The organism is Nannocystis exedens, assembly GCF_002343915.1.
Taxonomy (GTDB): Bacteria; Myxococcota_A; Polyangia; order Nannocystales; family Nannocystaceae; genus Nannocystis; species Nannocystis exedens.
On the sequence record NZ_NETK01000001.1, the window covers coordinates 6,100,328 to 6,114,561 of the forward strand.

The window sequence follows — 14,234 nt, forward strand, 5'->3', positions numbered from 1 at the left end:
TCGCGTGCGGACAGCCGTGTGAACGGCGGCGACTCGGTGCGGCCCCCTGTCGCCGTCCATACGGACCCCGACGACGCGCGCACGGTCGCCCGCCTTCGGGGTCAGGGAGCCACGAGCAGGCCGTCGGCGAATTGCGGATGCGCGGGCACCTCGGTCAGGTGCGGCCCGCCGCCGAGGGTGAACGGGATCTCGAGGACAGGTCCGGGCGGGGCGCCCTCGTTGGAGTTGTCCTCGGTGAACTCGACCACCAGCTTGTAGGCCCCGGGCGCGGCCGGCTGGCCGAGGCGGTCCTTGAGGTCCCAGGAGAGGTCGGTGGTGCGGTGCGAGCCGCGGGTGGCCGAGGTCATGGCGTCGGCGTTGTCGCCGTCGGACAGCGAGCGCCAGCGGATCAGGTGCTGCTCGCGGACCTCGGCCCACACCGCGAGGGTGCGCACCAGGCCGCCGCTGCCCTCGATCCACGCCGCGCCGACGTGCTCGTCGGCGTACTCGCCGCCGTAGCTGCGCGTGCGCACCTGGGCGGTGAGGGTGTCGGCTGGCTCGTAGGACATGTCCCAAACGTCAAGCTGGAGGTCGAAGCCGAGGCCGGCGGCGCCGGCCTGGTAGCGGCGGACCTCGACGGCGACGACGTTGTCGCCGGCGAGCAGGCTGGCGTGCGGGGCGGCGACCCGGATGTAGCGCAGCGGCTCGTTGCCCTTGAGGTCGGACTGGGCCCGGGTGTCGGCCGCCAGCGGGTCGGGCGGGAGGTTGGAGCGCAGCAGCGGGGCGCCGTTGAGCCACACGGCCACGCCGTCGCCGCGGCGCAGGTAGGCGCGCAGGAGGACGTCGTCGGCGGCCGCGGGGACGGTGAAGGTGTGGCGCAGGCGCAGGCCGAGCGGGGCGGTGGCGACGTCGATCGGGGTGGCGTCGCCGGGGCCGTCGCCGAACGCCGCCTGTCCTTCGGACCAGGTGGAGTCGTCGAAGCCGGCGACCTTCCAGTCGCCGTCGACGGCGGCCTGGAGCGGCTGCCAGCGCCAGGTCGCCTTGGCGGGGATCAGGGCAGCGGGGATCGAGCCGCCGGTGTCGCTGTCGGTGGCGCCGCTCGGGTCGGCGGTGGTCGGCGGCGGCGGGAGGCCGGGGCCGCCGGAGGTCCGCGAGTCGTCGCCGCCGGTCGTGTAGGCGGTGGTCGAGCCGGTGGCCTCGCTGGCGCCGGCGGTGGTCGGCGGGTAGTCGAAGCGGGCGCCGCCTTCGGGCGCGCAGGCGAGGGCGAGGGCGAGGGCCGCGAGGCAGCGAGGAGGAACGAGGGTCAATGGCATCCGCAACCTCCGCAGGCGAGAGCGAGGTCGGCGAGGCGGCGGCGCGGCATGACGAGCCGGTGCATCCGCGACCTCCACGGGCGAGGGCGAGGCGGCGGCGCCGCATGGGGCGCTTCCGTCGCATCCGCGACTGCAGGCGAGGCGAGGCCGCGAGGAGGAAGGAGCGTCAATTGCATCCGCAACCTCCGCCGCCGCCGCCGAGGCCGCCGGCCGAGCCCTCGCGGTAGTCGAGGGCGTGCTCGGGGCCGGCGGACAGGTCGCCGTCGCCGTTGAGCTGCATGTCGGGCTGGGCCAGGCGGCCGCGCTCGTACGGCTGGACGCGGGCGCAACCTGTCCCGAGAGACAGCACCCCGAGCAGGGCGGCGGCGCGGCGGCGCCTCCGGGTCAGCAGCAGCAGGGCCCACCACGGCGGGGCGCCTGCGGCCGCGTTGCAGCCGGTTTCGGCGGGCGGCGGGCCGACCGGGAACTCCCACGCGGCCGCGCCGTCGCCGGCGGGCGTACCGTCGTCGTCGGCCGCGACCGCGGCCATGTAGATCGCGCCGGGCAGGTGCTCGTCGGGGGCGGTCCACTGCACGCGCAGGCGGTGCGAGCCGCACACGTTGACGGCGACCGCCTGGCGCGGGTCGCCCTCGGGGAACTCGATCCACTCGGCCGCGCGCCCGCCGGGGCAGCGCTCGTCGTCCTGCAGCACGTCGGGCGGCGGCAGGCGCAGGGTGCCGAGCGGGGCCCCGCTCGGATCGGTCGCCTCGAGCACGATCCCGAACACGTCCTCGGGCCATGTCACTTCGAACATGTACGTCGCGCCAGGTTTGTAGGGGCCGCCCGGGCCGCCGCGGATCTCCGGGGTCGGGGTCGGGCCGCCGGTGTGGCAGACCGCGCAGGTGAAGCCGTCGCCCGGGCTGCCGCTGAAGATCCGCCCGCCCGCGCCGCCGTGGCGCGCGGGGTCGGCCGTGTACAGCGCGGGCGAGGAGTAGGCGGCCGCGACGGCGGGGGCGAGGGCGACGAGCGCGGCGAGCAGCGGGGCGGGGCGGATCATCGGGTCACCTGCGGGCGGGCGCCGGCCTCGTGGAGCGGCCGAAGGAGCGAGGCGCGGAGAGCCCGCGGCCTCGGCCCAGGCGGTGCGGACGGCCAGGGCGGGAGGGTCGTGGACGGCGAGGGGTCACGGCGCGGGGGCCTCCGTGCGCTCGGCCCGGGCGGTGAGGACGGCCGGGGGCAGCGCGCAGAGGCGGGGCAGCGGCGCGGCCGGCGGCCATGGCGGGCGCGGAGCGCCGCTGTGTATGTTCGGACATGCTCGATCGAGCATGTCTCGCGGGCCATGAGTGAGGCGAGGTCACGGCGCGGGGGCCTCCGTGTCCTCGGCCCAGGCGGTGAGGACGGCCAGGCCGGGGGCGTCCGGGTCCTCGTAGACGTTGCGGCCGTGCTCGTCGCGGCCCTCGTGGGCGGCGCGCGGGCCCGGCTTGTGCAGCAGCGGCGGCGGCTCGTCGCCCTCGGCGAGCAGCCAGGCGCGGGCGCGGTCGTAGGCGAGGTCGACCTCGGCGCGGGTCGGGGCGTCGAGCGGCGACTCCGGCTCGCCGAGGCGGGTGCGGCCGGGGCCGGGGACGAACAGCGGGCGGCGCGGGTCGCCGTGGCAGGCCGGGAAGCTGCAGTCGCGCAGCAGCACCGGATAGACCTCGGCGCCGAAGCGGGCGCGGTCGGGCGCGGGCACCACCCGCACCGGGTCGTCGCAGCCGGGCAGCAGCAGCAGGGCGGCGGCGACGGCGGCGCGCGGGCGGCCGACGAGGGCGAGCAGACCTGTCACGAGGGGCATGTACAAGAGGGCAGGTCGGCCGAGGAACGCGTAGCCGGCGGCCGCCAGCAGCGTGCCGGCGAGGAAGCCCCCGGTCTCGCGGGCGAACACGCGGGCGGTCGCGGCCCCGCCGGCGACCGCGGCGGCGAAGTAGGTGCCGGAGGCGAGGCCGGCAGCGGCGACCGCCGGGGCGAACCACCACGGGCTGGCGGCGGCGAAGTCGACGCGGCCGAGCGACACGGCGGCGGCGGCGTAGGCGAACAGCCCGAGCCCGAGCGCGCGGGGCAGGTCGCGGGCCGGCGCGCGCGACCACAAGCCGAGCGCCGAGCCGGCCAGCCAGGCGGTCAACACCAGCGCGTAGGTCGTGTGCGCGGCCGACAGCGCGCGCGACAGGGTGAGCAGCAGCCCGGCCTGCAGCAGCCCGAGGTGGACGCCGACGAGGGTGGCGGAGGGCAGGGCGCGGGGCATGGGGGTCACGAGAGCGACGGAGGCGGCGGGAGGGCGAAGGTCAGGGCGAGGGCGCGCCGAGCCGCGACCGAGGTCGCGGCGAGAGCAGGCGTGGCGGCGGCGCGGGGCCTGGTGGGAGCGAGGGAGGTTGCGAGGGCGCGCCGAGCCGCGACCGAGGTCGCGGCGAGAGCAGGCGTGGCGGCGGCGCGGGGCCTGGCGGGAGCGAGGGAGGTTGCGAGCGCGCGCCGAGCCGCGACGGCGGTCGCGGCGAGAGCAGGCGTGGCGGCGGCGCGGGGCATGGTGGTCGTCCGATGGATGGATTATAGATACCGCTCGCGCAGGCGTTCGGCGCCGCGGCGGAGCACGAGGTCGAGGTCGTCGAGGGTCAGGGGGACGGCGCCGGCGATCCGCGCGTCGAGCTCGGGGCCGCCGAGGACGTCGAGGCGGCGCTCGCCGGCGACGGCGGCGGCCTGCACATCGGCGGGCGTGAACGGCAGGTCGTCGCCGGCGTAGGCGAAGGCGCGTTCGGCGGTCTCGCTGTCGGCGACCATCACCTCGAAAAATTCGGCGCGCAGCGACGCGACCAGGCGGGCCGGCGTGCGGGTCGCCGCGCCGAGCGGGCCGCTGAGCTGGATCGCCAATACCCCGCCGGGATTCAGGCGGGCGCGGCACAACGCATAGAACTCGCGGGTATGTAGATAGGCCTCGCCGAGGGTCAGCGGCGACGGCACGTCGACGGCGATCAGGTCGAAGCGGCGCTCGGTGGCGGCGAGGTATTGTTTGCCGTCGGCCAGCACCAATCGCCAATTGGCGAGGCGGGCCAGCGGCTCGCCGGGGGTGAAGAACCGGGCGCCGGCGTCGACCACGGCCGCGTCGATCTCCACCGTCGTCAAATGCTCGGACAGGCGCGACAGCTCGGGCACCATCGACAGCGTGCCGTTGCCGACCAGCAGCGCGCGCTTCGGCCGGACCAGCGTCGCCGGGGCGCGCGCGAGGTAGTGATTGAGGGCCCCGAGGTCGCGGTCGTCGAGGTCGCGCAGACCGTCGAGGTAGAGCATGCGGCCGCGGCCCGGGGCGGTCACGACCTCGACCCGCTGGTACGGCGAATCGACCGACCACAGCACCTCGGCGCCGGGGAGGCGGTGCTTGTGGCGGTACACCAGATCGGCGCCGAGCTTCGACATGGGCGCATGGGTGGCGCAGGCGAGGGCGGCGGCGACGGTGCAGGCGAAGGTGACGGCGCGGCGGTCGAGGGCGACGTGGACGAGGGCGACGAGGGCGGCGGCGAGGACGGCGAAGCGCAGGCCGGGGCGCCGCCCAGGGCGAGGGCGGCGGCGCTGCCGAGGCCGAAGCCGACGAGCTCGGCGGTGTAGCCGCGGCGCAGCGCAGCCAGGCGGTCGTCGGGCCGTTCGTGGCGGTCGAGCAGGGCCGGGACGACGGCGGTGAACGGGGCGGCGGCGGCGAATGTCAGCAGGGCGAGGACGATCAGCAGCTCGGGGCCGGAGTCGCCGCGCAGCAGGCACAGGCCGGCGACGAGAAATCGCGGCAGGGCCGGCGACAGCAACAGCAGGGCGCCGCAGGCGAGCAGCAGGCGGGCGAGGGCGCGGGGCGAGAGGCGGGCGCCGAGCCGATAGCCGAGCGAGGCGGCCGCGAGCGCGGCGGCCGAGACGAACAACAGCACCACCTCCTCGCCGTAGAGCAGGCTGACCAGCTCACGCACGACGAGCTGCTGGCTGGCGCCGAAGCACAGCCCGGCCAGCAGCAGCGTCGCCGCCTCGCGCGCGGCCGAGGGTGAGCGGCCGGCGGTCACAGCGGGGCAGGCAACGTGGTCGTGTCGACGTCCTTGTCCTTGTCCTTGTCCTTGTCCTTGTCGTCGTCCTTGTCCTTGTCCTTGTCGGTGTCGCCGGTGGTGATCTCCGGCGGCAGGTCGAGCTTCGGCGCGCCGGTCGGGTCGGGCGGCGCGGTCGTCGAGGTCGACGTCGAGGTGGAGGTCGACGTCGAGGTCGACGTCGTCGGTGCGTCCGTCGTCGCGCTGTCGCTGGCCGAGGCGCCGCTCGTCGACGTGCTCGTCGCTCCGGGCACCACGTTGCCGCTGCCGCTGTCGCTCTCGCTCTCGCTGCCCATCCACGGCGGCACGGCCGTCGTGAAGTTGTTGGTTTCGCTGTCGCCGGTGTTCCCGAGCCCGCCGCATGCGGCGAGTCCGAGGAGCAGGACGAGCGTGGGACGTGCCTTATCGGCCATGTCTTAAAACTCCAGAGTTGACGGCAAACGCCGCGCCGGATAGTCTCCGATCTGAAAATGGATTTCAAAATTAAATTCGGGGTATCGCGCGATTTACGCGCGTCGATTCGCCGGCGATGAGGTGGATCCCCCTGAGCGTGGCTCTGGTCCTCGCGGCCGAGCCGGCCCCGATCGGCGGGCAACTCCGCGGCGGCATCTACGTGCGCAGCGACAGCGACCGGACGACCGTGATCTCGCCGCGGGCGCACGTGCGGCAGCAGCTCGGCAGCCCGCAGACGCAGCTCGACATCAGCTACAGCCTCGACGCGTGGACCAGCGCGTCGGTGGACATTCGTACGGCGGCCACGCCGATGGTCCGCGAGAACCGTCACGAGGGGGTCGTGGGGGTGGAGCGCGAGCGCGGCAACACGGCGTGGGCGGCCTCGTATCGCTTCTCCCACGAGCCCGACTACCTGGCCAACAGCGCGACGCTCGGCGGCAAGGTCGACCTGGCGCAGCGGACGATCACGCTCGCCGGCCGCCTGTTCGGCGCGCTCGACCGCGTCGGCCGGGCGGGCGACCCGACCTTCCGCGAGCCGCTGCGGGCCGGCGGGGCGCTGGTCAGCGCGACCTTCGTGTTGACGAAGACGACGCTGCTGCAATTCGCCTACGAGCTGCGCGGGGCGCTCGGCTACATGGCCAGCCCGTACCGCTTCGTCGCCGTCGGCAGCGGCGACGGGCTGTGCGACGAGACGGCGGAGTTCTGCCTGCCCGAGGTGCACCCGCGCCGGCGCAACCGCCACGCGTGGGTGCTGCGCGGCCGCCAGGCGCTGCACCGCAAGGTCTCGCTCGGCGCGACCTACCGCTTCTACTACGACTCGTGGCAGCTGCGCTCGCACACGGCGTCGGTCGACCTGGCGGTGATGCCGGCCCGCGGCGCGACCCTGGCGCTCGAGTACCGCCATTACGCGCAGTCGTCGACGTTCTTCTACCGCGCCCGCTACATGTCCCCAGGGCCAGGTGGTTACTTCACCCGCGACCGCGAGCTGTCGTCGCTCGGCAGCCAGCGGCTCGCGCTGCACGGCACGTACACCAGGCCGTTGAAGCGCGGCGCGATCGAGGTCGGCGCGCTGGTCGCCGGCACGCGGATCGGCTACGACGACTTCGTCGGGCTGTCGCGGGTGTTCGCCCTCGAGCTGTCGGCCATGCTCGGCGGGCGCTACTGACACGGCCGTCCCCGGAGCCCACGCATGCGTTCACGACCTGTCCTCTTCGCCATGTTCCTGCTCTCCGCCTGCGAGCCGAAGCCGGCCACCCAGGCGCCCGGCGGCGGCGCCCCGGCCTCCGCCGACGCGCCCGCGCCGGCGCTGTCGGGCCCGGCGCTGGCCGGCGCCGGCACCACCGTCGACCTGGCGGCGATGCGCGGCAAGCTGGTGCTGGTCGACTTCTGGGCCTCGTGGTGCGAGCCGTGCCGGCGCGAGCTGCCCGAGCTCGAGGCGCTCTACAAGCGCCACCAGGCCAGCGGCCTCGAGCTCATCGGCGTCAGCATGGACGAGGCGCGCGGCGACGCCGAGGCGTTCCTGCGCGACGTGCCGGTGTCGTTCCCGATGATCTTCGACGAGGGCCAGGCGCTGGCGAAGTCGTGGTCGCCGCCGAAGATGCCGACGCTCTACGTGGTCGACCAGGAGGGCAAGGTCGCCAAGGTGTTCGCCGGTGAGGTGAAGATCGCCGAGCTCGAGGCCGAGGTGACGCAGCGCCTCGGCGGCTGAGGTCGTCCCGAAAAGCCGGGCGGGCGGCCGGCGAATTGGCGCTCCGCGCGGCTTGAAAAAAATTCGCCGGTCGTGTCGATCGAGCCGGCGGCCGTTCGACGTGAAGGTGCAGCCCGGGCGCAGACCCGGTCCGGACGGACCGGGGCCCGGCATCCGAACCACACCCACAAGCGGAGCACGACCATGCGATTTCTGATCATCATCAAGGCCAACGCGAAGTCCGAAGCCGGCGCGATGCCCAGCAAGCAGCTCATCGAGGCGATGGGCCGCTACAACGAGGAGCTGGTCAAGGCGGGCGTGCTGCTCGGCGGCGAGGGCCTGCAGCCGAGCTCGAAGGGGGCGCGCGTGACGTTCCGCCCCGGCCAGCCGCCGACCGTGACCGACGGGCCGCTCCCGCTGACGCCGGACCTGATGGCCGGCTACTGGCTGTTCCAGACCCGCTCGAAGGAGGAGGCGATCGAGTGGGTCATGAAGATCCCCGGCGACCCCGAGAGCGACGAGACGTGGACCGTCGACGTCCGCCAGGTGTTCGATACCGAAGACTTCCCGCCCGAGGTGCTGTCGCCCGAGGAGGCCGCCCGCGAGAACGCCCTCCGCGAGGAGCTGGCCCGCCGCCAGTCGGCGAGCTGACGAGGTCGCCGCGCGGCGGCCGGCGCCCGAGGACGCGCCCGCCCCCGCCGTCGATGCGCTCGCCCGACCGGGGACCGGTCGGTGGATGCACTTCTAAAAATTCGCGGCCATGAGGAGGCCGTCGATCGGGAGTGCGGACATTCACCGGTCGCGACCAGGGAGGCGCCCGGCCGGGCGAGTGCTCTCATTCGCGAGTCGGTGCATGGAGGCTGCGCCGCACTCGCGAATTTTTTTAAAAGAAAGAGAAAGAGAACAGGGGCCGCGGACCTCGACCGAGTCGTCGAGGCGAGGCCGCGGGGGCCCGGGCCAGCCAGCGCCGCTCGTCGAAGAAGGAGCCCGCGCTGGCGGCGGCCTCGCGGGCGACGCCGTGGTCCGCGGGCATCGGTGCGCCGCGCGGCGGATCGAACCGCGAGCGCACGGCCTCGATCGAGGCGAGGCGTACCGCCTGCGCGACGCCCTCGTCGCGGCTGGCGACGGACGACAGGTGCATCGGGCCCCCGGCACGACGCGCAGGAAACCTGCGCGGGCGCGAGCGCGGTGACCCGGAGCCCCGATTGACAGGCGCCGGGCGGTGATGTTCGCTCGCCTCCGAGATCCTGCATGCAACGCTTCACTCCACGCCTCCGCTGTCTCGCAGCATTCGTGCTGCTCGCCTCTGCCTGTGCCGACACGAGCTCGCCCGCGAGCAAGACCGCGGCCGCGCCGGCCAAGGCGCCGGAGAAGGCCGACGCGCCGGCCCCGGCCAAGGCGCCGGCGAAGACCGACGCGCCGGCCCCGACCGGCAACTGCGACGTGACGGTGACGGCGGGCGCCGACGGGCCGGCGACCGAGGTCGAGGCGGGCAAGACCTACTGCATCGGCGAGGTCCGGCTGACCCGCGACAGCAAGCTGGACGACGTCAAGAACAAGCTCACGGACTGCAAGGTCGGAGAAGAGCTCGAGGGCGAGACGCGGCTGCAGTGCAAGGGCGTGATGCTGTCGTTCGGCGGGCCGATCCTGGTGCTTTCGCGGATCGTGCCGAAGGCGTCCTGAGCCGCCCGGGCACACGCCGGAAGCGGGTCGCCGTTCGCGACCGCGAGCGGCGGCCGTTGCGGCGATATGGCGCGGATGAAGGTCAGGGAGCGCACCGCCGGGCTCGCCGGAAGGGGCGAGGGGGTCGCGCGGGCGAGAGGTGTCGCATCGTGGCTCTCGCGTCAGGGATGACCATGACGATCGCGTCGGGCGGCCGAGGTGCCGCCATCGTCGCGCTCGCGCCAGGATGACCGGATCGATGGCGAGCAGATGCGGTGATCGCCAGGGATGACCGTGACGATTGCGTCAGGCGGTCGTGGTCCCGCCATCGTCGCGCTCGCGCCAGGGAGGACGGTGCCGGTTGCGAGCAGATGAGCGTGGTGCCCCCGGGGCGAGGCGGCCCTCATGGCTCTCGTGCCAGGAACGACTGTGTCGATGGCGAGCAGACGAGCGTGATGTCGCCGGGGCGAGGCCTCGTCGTCGCTCTCATGCCAGGGAGGACTGTGTCGAGCGCAAGGAGAGCGGCATCGCCATCCTTGCTCTCCGCCGACTGCGTCGATTTCGAGGCGCGTGGCGTCGCCCCGGGCGAGGCGTCGCCGACCTTGCTCCCTCACGCCGGCCATGGCCGTGACGAGCGCACACAGCACGGACTCTGCCACCTTCGTCCGAGCCGACGGCGTGCTGACGAGCCACGATCGGCGCACGCAGGAGCGGGGCGCCGCGGACGCGAGCGCGAAAACGCGCGCTGACCGGCAGGACGGGGCGTGGTACCACCGTGGGCGCGTGTTTACGGAGCTCCTCGAACCTCTTCACCGGGCGGCGACGCCGGCGGCGTGGCACCGCGGGCTGAAGCTGGCGCGCCTGGGCGCGGCGCGGGTGCAGGCGTGTGACGCGGGGGGTTGGGTGTTTGCGATCGCGCGGCTGGCCGGCAGCGGGGTGCGGGCCGAGGTCCGCTGGGCCTGGGACGCGTGGCGCTGCGACTGCGGGGCGGGGCCGGCGTGCGAGCACGTGGTGGCGGCGGCGCTGGTGCTGCACACGGCGGGCGGGCTGCTCGAGCAGATCGGGCCGCAGGTCGCCGAGGCGCTGAAGCTCGGCTACCGCCTGCAGAGCGCCGGCGACAAGCTGGTGCTGCGCGTGGTGGCGGTCGGCGCCGGCGGCGAGGTGGTGCAGAAGGGGGCGATCGACGCCGACGATCCGCTGCTGTCGGCGATGCCGGCGGGCGCCGAGGTGCTGGCGATCTACCCCGACATCGCCGAGTTCGTGGTCGCGCGGCTGGTGGGGGCGTTCGACGTGACGCTCGACGGCGCGCCGATCGCGGTCGAGGCGGCGCCGCTGCGGGTCTCCACCGGCGCGGCGATCGAGGGGCGCACGTTCGTCCAAAGCAAGCTGGCGCTGGTCGGGCAAGTGCTGCGATTCGTGGTCCGCGTCGAGGCGGCGGACTCTGCACAATCGCCGGCGGACTCGCCGGAGGCGCGCGAGCCCGAGAAGCGCACGCTGGAGCCGCGCTGGGAGGCCCCACCGGCGCAAGACGGGCAGCCGGACGCGGCGGAGCCGGAGGTGACGTTCCGCGCGCCGAGCGGGGCCGGCGAGACGCAGGTCGACGCGGCGCGGGTGGTGCAGGCGTGGCGCTCGGGGCAATACGCGCTCCAGGCCGACGACGGCGGATTGGTGTGGCTGCCGCGCGACTGGCTCGAGCGCTACGGGCCGATGCTCGAGCAATTCGTGGCGGCCCGGCGCGCCGACGGCAAGCGCCCGCGCTGGGCCCGGACCGCCGCGGCGGCGCTGTGCGAGGCGCTGCAGGTGCCGCCGCCGCCGGAGCTGGCCGGGCTGGCGGCGCTGTCGCGCGAGGAGATGTGGGCGACGCTGCCGGCGGCGACGCTGCCGGCCGACCTGACGGCGACCCTGCGCGACTACCAGCGCCGCGGCGTCGACTGGCTCAGCCTGCTGCGCGACGCCGGCATCGGGGCGCTGCTCGCCGACGACATGGGCCTCGGCAAGACGCTGCAGACGCTCGCGGCGGTGCGCGGGCGGACGCTGGTGGTGGCGCCGACGTCGACGCTCCACAACTGGCTGGCCGAGGCGCGGAGGTTCCGCCCGGGCCTGCGCGCGGCGCTCTACCACGGCCCGAAGCGCAGCCTCGAACCCACCGCCGACGTGACGATCACCAGCTACGCGGTGCTGCGGCTCGACCGCGACAAGCTGTCCCGAGAGACATGGGACACGGTGGTGCTCGACGAGGCGCACGCGATCAAGGAGCCGACCACCGCGACCGCGAGCGCGGCGTTCGGCCTGCGCGCGGGCTGGCGGGTGGCGCTCAGCGGCACGCCGGTGCAGAACCGCCTGACCGAGCTGTGGAGCCTGTGTCACTTCCTCAACCCGGGCCTCTTGGGCCAGCTGCGCGAGTTCGTGGCGGGGTACGGCAAGGCGGTCGAGCAGGGGCGAGCGGCGCGGACGGCCGAGCTGCAGGCCAGGCTGCGGCCGTTCGTGCTGCGCCGGCGCAAGCAGGAGGTGGCGCCGGAGCTGCCGCCGCTGACGGAGATCGTGCTGCGCTGCACGCTCGACGCGGAGGAGCGGCGGGTCTACGACGGGCTGCGGGTGGCGGCCGAGCTCGAGCTGCCGAAGCTGCAGTCGGGCGGCGGGATGCTCGAGGCGCTCGAGCTGCTGCTGCGCCTGCGCCAGGCGGCCTGTCACAGCGCGCTGGTGCCGGGGCAAGAGGCGACGCGCTCGAGCAAGATCGAGCTGCTGCTGGCGCAGCTCTCCGAGGTGACGGCGGCGGGCCACCGCGCGCTGGTGTTCTCGCAATGGACCAGCCTGCTCGACCTGGTCGAGGACGCGCTGACGGCCGCGGAGCTCGAGCACGTCCGCCTCGACGGCGCGACCGAGGACCGCGCCGGCGTGGTCGCCCGCTTCCAGGCCGAGGACGGGCCGCCGGTGATGCTGATCTCGCTCAAGGCCGGCGGGACGGGGCTCAACCTCACCGCGGCCGACTACGTGTATTTGCTCGACCCGTGGTGGAACCCGTCCATCGAGGATCAGGCCGGCGCGCGCGCGCACCGGATCGGTCAGTCGCGGCCGGTGTTCCTGCACCGCCTGATCGCCGAGGACACGGTGGAGGAGAAGATCCTCGAGCTGCACGCGCGCAAGCGGGCGCTGGCGCAGGCGACCGTCGACGAGGGCGAGGTGTCGAGCCTCGGCCGCGAGGAGCTGCTCGAGCTGCTGCGGTGAGCGGCCGGGCGCCCGCTCGCGGCGCCGCGGATGCGACGCGCCGGTGACGTTTGCGTTTGCACTCGCGCGCGCCCTCGCGAGCGCCGCGGCGCGAGGGTTATGCTCGCCGCATGACTGTTCGTTCGGCTTCGACTTCGCTCTCCCTTCCATTGTTGTGCGTCGCGCTCGCGGGTTGCGGCGACGCGGTCGCCACCACCGATACGCCCACCACGTCGAGCAGCTCGAGCACCACCGAGACCGACCCGACCACCGGGGTCACGCCGACCACGTCGACGACCACCGGCGACGAGACGACCGACGGGATGACCGGCTCCGCGAGCGAGTCGACGACGACGACCAGCACGACGACGACGACGACGACCGGGCCGGACACCGACACGGCGGTCAGCGCGACCGAGACGACGAGCACGAACACGACGGACACGAGCACGACGGACACGAGCACGACGAGCACGAGCACGACGAGCACGAGCACGACCGACTCGACGAGCACCACCACCGGCGACATCGAGGCGCCGGAGACCTGCCTGACGGCCGACTTCCCGGTGAAGGTCCCGCTGTGCGGGGACGGCGGGCCGGCCTGCACGACGCTGCGCGACGAGACCGTGAGCGCGAATCAGAAGTTCCGCAACGACATGCCGGCGATCGCGCTCGACGGCGACTGCGAGCCGGTGGTGCTGTACTCGGAGGCGGTCAACGGCTACCACGGCTTCTACGCCGAGCGCCTCGGCCCGGACATGTGGGCGACGACCCCGACGCCGATGGTGGTGGCGACCGGCTCGCTGGCGTCCGACCCCGATGCGGACGTGATGTTCGCCATGGTCGACGACGGCGCGTTCGGCACCTCGCTGTGGCGCCATTCGGACGGTCAGTGGGCGCAGGAGGGCGCGCTGGTCGGGATGAACCACGTGCGCGCGCACCAGCTGGTCCGCGACGGCGCCGGGGCGCTGCACGTCGGCCACGTCGACAGCGACTTCGCGGTCCAGCACGAGGTGTTCGATGGGGCATGGTCGAAGGAGCAGGTGGTCACGAACGCGGAGATCCACGTGCGCCTGGCCCTCGACGCCGCCGACGCGCCGCGCCTCACGTCGTGGTCGACCGCCGACGCGACCTGGAAGCTGCACTACTTCGCGCCGCCCGGGGTGGCCGAGGTGGTGACGCCGCTCGGCTCGAACGTGCTCGAGCGGCAGCACCACGACCTGGCGCTGGTCGGCCCGGAGGCGACGCCGTGGGTGCTGCTGGCCCGCAAGCAGGCCGACCAGGTCCACCACGACATCGTCCTGGCCCATCGGACAGGTCCGGCGACGTGGGAGACGGAGACGCTGGCCGCCGAGAACTCGCCGGCGGACAAGGTGTGCGACGGGCCGCCGCAGGAGGCGGGGATCACCTGCGACTTCGACTACCGCCAGCTCTTCCCGCTGGCGCTGGTGGCCGGCGAGACCGAGCTGCGCGCGCTGTACCTGGCGATCCGCCGCCAGGGGACGCTGGTGTCGCAGTGCGAGCAGAACCCGCTGCCGTTCTGCGACTGGAACACGCAGGTCGAGGAGCGCACCTCGGAGCTGCGGGTCGCCTGGCCCGGGAGCCAGCCCGACGAGCACCAGGTCGCCGCGGTCGACGTGTTCACCGACCGCGCCACCGCCCGTCTCGACACGGCCGGGCAGATCCACCTCGCGCTCTACCACCTGCCGGCCGGCGCGTTCGACCCGCACGTCCGCTACCTGATGCTCGGCGGCGGCTGATCGGCGAGAGCGCGCCGCAGCCACCCCCCACGGCTCGCCCGCCGCTGCGGACGAGCCGTGCATTCCCGTGCGACGACGGTGCCGACGCGTACGCCGTCGGCGAGGTGGACGTCGG

At 74.2% G+C, this 14,234-nt stretch carries 12 protein-coding genes; 6 read left to right on the forward strand and 6 right to left on the reverse strand.

Annotated features, from left to right (window positions below; translation table 11 throughout):
- Nucleotides 1-101 precede the first annotated feature (101 nt).
- The 6 genes from NAEX_RS24025 to NAEX_RS24050 form a co-directional block, all read right to left on the reverse strand.
- Nucleotides 102-1,292 carry a DUF2271 domain-containing protein gene (locus NAEX_RS24025; RefSeq protein ID WP_143140557.1) on the reverse strand — a complete coding sequence of 397 codons (1,191 nt, stop codon included), beginning with the start codon at nt 1,290-1,292 and terminating at the stop codon, nt 102-104.
- 166 nt (nt 1,293-1,458) lie between these two features.
- Nucleotides 1,459-2,328 carry a DUF4266 domain-containing protein gene (locus tag NAEX_RS52210; protein WP_143140558.1) on the reverse strand — a complete coding sequence of 290 codons (870 nt, stop codon included), beginning with the start codon at nt 2,326-2,328 and terminating at the stop codon, nt 1,459-1,461.
- 294 nt (nt 2,329-2,622) lie between these two features.
- Complete coding sequence (locus tag NAEX_RS24035; RefSeq protein ID WP_096329814.1) at nt 2,623-3,546, reverse strand: hypothetical protein; 924 nt, start codon at nt 3,544-3,546, stop codon at nt 2,623-2,625.
- 299 nt (nt 3,547-3,845) lie between these two features.
- Nucleotides 3,846-4,709 carry a spermidine synthase gene (locus NAEX_RS24040; RefSeq protein WP_096329815.1) on the reverse strand — a complete coding sequence of 288 codons (864 nt, stop codon included), beginning with the start codon at nt 4,707-4,709 and terminating at the stop codon, nt 3,846-3,848.
- Nucleotides 4,604-5,335 carry a hypothetical protein gene (locus NAEX_RS50610; RefSeq protein WP_096329816.1) on the reverse strand — a complete coding sequence of 244 codons (732 nt, stop codon included), beginning with the start codon at nt 5,333-5,335 and terminating at the stop codon, nt 4,604-4,606. The genes NAEX_RS24040 and NAEX_RS50610 overlap by 106 nt, the downstream gene beginning before the upstream one ends.
- Nucleotides 5,332-5,766 (reverse strand): hypothetical protein, encoded by a 435-nt coding sequence (locus NAEX_RS24050; protein ID WP_096329817.1) that lies wholly within the window; start codon nt 5,764-5,766, stop codon nt 5,332-5,334. Before NAEX_RS24050 ends, NAEX_RS50610 begins: the two co-directional genes overlap by 4 nt.
- A 137-nt stretch (nt 5,767-5,903) precedes the next feature.
- Between NAEX_RS24050 and NAEX_RS24055 the strand changes: the two genes are divergently transcribed.
- The 6 genes from NAEX_RS24055 to NAEX_RS24095 all read left to right on the forward strand — a co-directional run bounded on the left by NAEX_RS24055 (nt 5,904) and on the right by NAEX_RS24095 (nt 14,119).
- The gene (locus NAEX_RS24055; protein WP_170135961.1) at nt 5,904-6,971 is read left to right on the forward strand and encodes a DUF3570 domain-containing protein; all 1,068 of its coding nucleotides are present in this window, start codon (nt 5,904-5,906) and stop codon (nt 6,969-6,971) included.
- A gap of 51 nt (nt 6,972-7,022) precedes the next feature.
- Nucleotides 7,023-7,514, forward strand: a complete 492-nt coding sequence (locus NAEX_RS24060; RefSeq protein ID WP_170135962.1) for a TlpA disulfide reductase family protein — start codon at nt 7,023-7,025, stop codon at nt 7,512-7,514.
- A 183-nt stretch (nt 7,515-7,697) separates the two neighbouring features.
- The gene (locus tag NAEX_RS24065; RefSeq protein WP_096329820.1) at nt 7,698-8,144 is read left to right on the forward strand and encodes a YciI family protein; all 447 of its coding nucleotides are present in this window, start codon (nt 7,698-7,700) and stop codon (nt 8,142-8,144) included.
- Between the two features lie 642 nt (nt 8,145-8,786).
- Complete coding sequence (locus tag NAEX_RS50615) at nt 8,787-9,176, forward strand: hypothetical protein (protein ID WP_170135963.1); 390 nt, start codon at nt 8,787-8,789, stop codon at nt 9,174-9,176.
- Nucleotides 9,177-9,938: 762 nt separating this feature from the next.
- Entirely contained in the window at nt 9,939-12,380 is a 2,442-nt protein-coding gene (locus NAEX_RS24085; RefSeq protein WP_245913787.1) for a DEAD/DEAH box helicase, read from the forward strand.
- Between the two features lie 110 nt (nt 12,381-12,490).
- Nucleotides 12,491-14,119 (forward strand): hypothetical protein, encoded by a 1,629-nt coding sequence (locus NAEX_RS24095; RefSeq protein ID WP_143140559.1) that lies wholly within the window; start codon nt 12,491-12,493, stop codon nt 14,117-14,119.
- The last annotated feature ends 115 nt before the right edge of the window (nt 14,120-14,234 follow it).

Excerpts from the sequence above, each read along its gene's own strand:
- NAEX_RS24095 (WP_143140559.1), top strand. The coding sequence starts at position 12,491 with ATGACTGTTCGTTCGGCTTCGACTTCGCTCTCCCTTCCATTGTTGTGC.
- NAEX_RS24065 (WP_096329820.1), top strand. The coding sequence starts at position 7,698 with ATGCGATTTCTGATCATCATCAAGGCCAACGCGAAGTCCGAAGCCGGC.
- NAEX_RS52210 (WP_143140558.1), bottom strand. The coding sequence starts at position 2,328 with ATGATCCGCCCCGCCCCGCTGCTCGCCGCGCTCGTCGCCCTCGCCCCC.
- NAEX_RS24025 (WP_143140557.1), bottom strand. The coding sequence starts at position 1,292 with ATGCCATTGACCCTCGTTCCTCCTCGCTGCCTCGCGGCCCTCGCCCTC.
- NAEX_RS24040 (WP_096329815.1), bottom strand. The coding sequence starts at position 4,709 with ATGTCGAAGCTCGGCGCCGATCTGGTGTACCGCCACAAGCACCGCCTC.
- NAEX_RS24060 (WP_170135962.1), top strand. The coding sequence starts at position 7,023 with ATGTTCCTGCTCTCCGCCTGCGAGCCGAAGCCGGCCACCCAGGCGCCC.
- NAEX_RS24035 (WP_096329814.1), bottom strand. The coding sequence starts at position 3,546 with ATGCCCCGCGCCCTGCCCTCCGCCACCCTCGTCGGCGTCCACCTCGGG.
- NAEX_RS24050 (WP_096329817.1), bottom strand. The coding sequence starts at position 5,766 with ATGGCCGATAAGGCACGTCCCACGCTCGTCCTGCTCCTCGGACTCGCC.